The following is a 3,958-nucleotide window of genomic DNA, read 5'->3' on the forward strand; positions in this document are numbered from 1 at the left end:
GGACTAGAGGGCGCATCTCGACAAAAACCTACGGTTATAGAAAAAATATCGTTTGAAAACCTTGTATAGAAAGAGTTTTGAGGATCGACCTTTTTAGAAAGTTTTAACGAAAGAATAGGGGTTCTAGAGGAGGCCAGTAAAATAAGTTCCATGGGGAACAAGGTGCCTAAAGGGGAGCAGGGAGATATGGGAGAGAGTTTCATCATCAATCACCTCACCCTGGGAACGAAGCTCCTCAACAATGTCGTTAATCTTGAGGGTATTCCAATAAAGCACAGCATTAGAGACCAAGCTCAAACAACTCGCTTTGTTCATGATCTCTTGGTATTGACCAGTGGCAAATTCACCCTGGTCACCAAAGAAAATGCGGCGAGGGAGACGGTGGCGATACTCCCCTTTATTGAGTTGGAGTTGAACCCGACGACGGAGGTCCTCATCAGTGATGTAGCGAAGAATGTATTGAGTTTTAAGGATGCGTCCCAAGTGGGTGAAAGCCTTAGAAAGACGGTCGGACGGGAAGGAATTAATCAGGCGCTCAAGGACAACATGGGCAGGAGCGACCCGCTGGCGAAGAGACATAGCGACTTTCAGCATCTCATTCCACTGTTCAACGACCAGGGCTAAATTAGCCGTCTTATTTAGTAAAGGAGAGAAGATACCGTAATCCTGGTCCTTATCAAGACGATAAAGCTGCTGCTCCTTGAGGTCTTTGATACGGGGCATAAAGTAGAACCCCAGTAAGTGACAAAGAGCAAAGAGAATTTCCGTATAGCCATGGGTATCAGTAGTGTGGGCACGGATCGGTAAGACTGTATTGTTTTCGAGGAGGCCATCGAGAACATATAGGGCCTCACGGGGCTTGCAGGAAATGACTTTGGTGCTGTAGACCGAATACTGGTCAGAAACATGGGTATAGATACCAATGGCCTTGTCATAATAGCCGTAGTAACGGGGATAATAAGAGGCCAAAAGGCTGCTCGCCCGAACACCAAAACGCTGAGCATCAGAAGAAGAAATGTCTCCTGACCCATAGACGGAACTCAAGGGCAAAGCATGGTGCTGATTAACAATGGCAGCGCTGGCGGCGACAATCGTCTCCTCACGGATATAGTCCTGGGTCACCCGGCGCAACATATCTAGCGATACCCCTTCCACACTGGCACTCATGGCGACGACCCCTAAATTAGTAGCCTGAGCAAGCAAAGCAGCCAAGAGGGTTTTGTAAAAGTGACGGGGTTTTGATAGATGGTCAGCAACCGGCGTGAAATGATGGGTAAAGCTTATCCGTTGATCCACCTCAAGCAGTAGTTGCTCAATCCGAATAGAAGGTAGGTGAGAATTAATCACCTTCTGTAGGGCATCCACCTTAGGAGACTTGGATTTTTTTGTATAGCGCTTGAGCTGGAGTTCATTATCTTGAATGTGAGCGAAAGAATCCGTAGGGAAACTCTCCTGGGCCAGGCGTACAGCATGATTGAATTCCTCCGTGAGCACCAAAGCGGCCTCTTCCTGAGTGGGCTGTTCCAGCACTTCATCGACCGTCTGGTCGCTCAGCTCAGTGAGGGTCATCTCCCAGAAAGAAATATGGTGTTTGCTTTGGGGTAAATAGAGATCGCCCGAACGAAGTGCATCCCTGAGAGCAAAGGCGAGGCCCATCTCCCAGGCATTCCGTTTAAGCTGGCCCTGCTCATCATGCAATAGCTTGCGTAAATCCTTGGGGACAAAGCTTACGGGCGCGTCACCAGGGAGGCCTTTAATTTTCCCAGCATTAAACTGTCGCACAAGGTGAATCGCATCCAATAAATCTTCATTGCCTGGGGCTGCTGCAAAGGGGAGCTGCAGAAAGTCAGGGAAATATTTCCGTAGTGTGGGATAGGCATTAATGAGGAGTTCACCATAGCCGTATTCCTCCAGCCGTTGGAACGCTTTAAACTCTTCCAGAGAGCTGCGGAATTCACCTTCATCAATTTGCTTCCAGAGCTCAGTCTTGGTGAAGGTTTGGTCATCATCAAGACCCAGAAGAACTTGGCCCATTTTGAGCATCGTATCTACCGCACTCTTCTGGCGCTGACGACATTCACGATGCTTTTCCTCATAGCGATTTTTCAGTCGCCGTACAAGATTGGCTATGTACTGGTCATGCATGGAAGCCAGATAATCCAAGAGAAGCTTTCTGGTTTCCAGTAGGAAGCAGACCATGATTGCATAACGCTTGTGTTTCTTGAAACGCTTTATCTCCGAAGCGTTGTATCGTTTCGCCTGCTTAAAAAGGTACTCTAGAAATGCTGGTGTGAGCGTCGGGAATTGATAATCATCAATCCCTGTATCCACAAGAGTTTGGTACCTAGACAAATAAGATTTGATGGAAGTCACTGTTGCGGCCGGAGGATATACCTTCAGATAGGCGAACTCAGAGTAATGCTTATCCTCCGGCACTATCAGCAATTGATCGATCATGCGGCGGAATTTAGGAGAAAACTGCTCAAACATGGCTTCAAACAGTTGTAAATGTACCTCAGAGCAGACACGGATTACCAGTCGTTCTAACACCGTTGGACCTGGCAATAGCACCTGTCTCTCAAACAGATAAATTTCTGCCTGCTCAAATAGCTTGTCTGGTAGCGCTCTCTGTTGTGCTTGCTGCCGTAACCATGGTTTCAACTCCTGCTTTGCCGACGCATCAAAACGTCTAAACCCTAGATACTTCAAGATATTCTGAAGCTGTTTTAGGTATGTCGCCTCTCTTTCCGGTACTCGAATTTTCAAAGCAACCGGTAGGTTCAACTGCTGTCGTAGGTGACTGGCGATCCGTGGCGAAAGGTTATCAACTTGGGCCAGAAAGCGACCATACAAACGCACAGAACAGATTTGTATAGCCAGATGTAGCCGAAAGCGCTTTTGGTATTTCTTCAGTTCTTGGCAATCTTCTGGGGAAAGCTGCCAATCTCGAAACATTTCCTCGTCCGTGAACTCTTCGGGCAGGGTGATGGGCTGATAACGTTGACGCTGGGATAGAAACTGTTCTTTTGTATTCACTTGCTCTGATAACCAATCAATTTTTTTGACTCAAAAAACACTCGTTTTTCTTGCTGTGGTTCACGGTCGCACTTACCATGGAAATATCAATAAAAAAACTTATCTTAAATAACAACACAAGGTTGCTGCCCTTCTTTTAAGTTTTTGAGTGGCTAGATTTGGCTTTATGTTGATTGGTTATATTCGGGTTTCTAAAAGTGATGGCTCCCAATCTTTGGATTTACAGCGGGATGCTCTGCTAGAGGCTGGGGTTGAGTCCCATCGCATCTATCAGGATTTAGCCTCTGGCCGTAAAGATGCTCGGCCAGGACTGGACAACTGTTTAAAGGCACTGCAGCCTGGCAATACGTTAGTCATCTGGAAGCTAGACCGCCTTGGGCGCGATCTGAAGCATTTAGTCGGTTTGGTTGATACTTTTAACCAGCTTCAGGTGGGTTTGAAGGTGCTGGCTGGGGCTGGAGCCCAAATCGATACCACGACTGCTAATGGACGCTTGGTTTTTGGGATCTTTGCTGCCTTGGCTGAATTTGAGGCGGAATTGATTCGAGAACGTACTCAGGCGGGTTTAAAGGCAGCCCGAGCTCGAGGACGTGTGGGTGGTCGGCCCCGTAAGATGACCCTGACAACGTTGAAGATGGCGATGTCTGCCATGGCTGACCCTCAAAGCAATTCTCAGGAAGTCGCAAAGCGTTTAGGCATCACTACAGCCACACTTTATTCCTATGTGAATGGTGATGGTTCTGTGAAGGCTTTAGGGCAACGTTTGCTTGACCAAGGCTCATCTAAGAGAGCCCCCTAGAACCCCTATTCTTTCGTTAAAATGTCCGAAAAAGGTTGCTCCTCAAAACAGCTTCTATACAAGACTTTCAGACGATATTTTTTCTATAACCGTAGGTTTTTGTCGAGATGCGCCCTCTAGTCC

The 3,958-nt window shown here is 47.3% G+C and carries 2 protein-coding genes; one reads left to right on the plus strand and one right to left on the minus strand.

Going from position 1 to position 3,958, the window contains the following annotated elements; translation table 11 throughout:
• Positions 1-123: 123 nt before the first annotated feature.
• On the minus strand, positions 124-3,036 hold the full coding sequence (locus tag AACT35_RS08550) for a Tn3 family transposase (RefSeq protein ID WP_099239478.1): 2,913 nt from the start codon (positions 3,034-3,036) through the stop codon (positions 124-126).
• A gap of 166 nt (positions 3,037-3,202) precedes the next feature.
• Here AACT35_RS08550 and AACT35_RS08555 point away from each other — a divergent pair, with 166 nt between their 5' ends.
• Positions 3,203-3,835 (plus strand): recombinase family protein, encoded by a 633-nt coding sequence (locus AACT35_RS08555; protein ID WP_099239480.1) that lies wholly within the window; start codon positions 3,203-3,205, stop codon positions 3,833-3,835.
• Positions 3,836-3,958 lie beyond the last annotated feature (123 nt).

The organism is Synechococcus sp. BDU 130192, assembly GCF_963876085.1.
Lineage (GTDB): Bacteria > Cyanobacteriota > Cyanobacteriia > Cyanobacteriales > MRBY01 > MRBY01.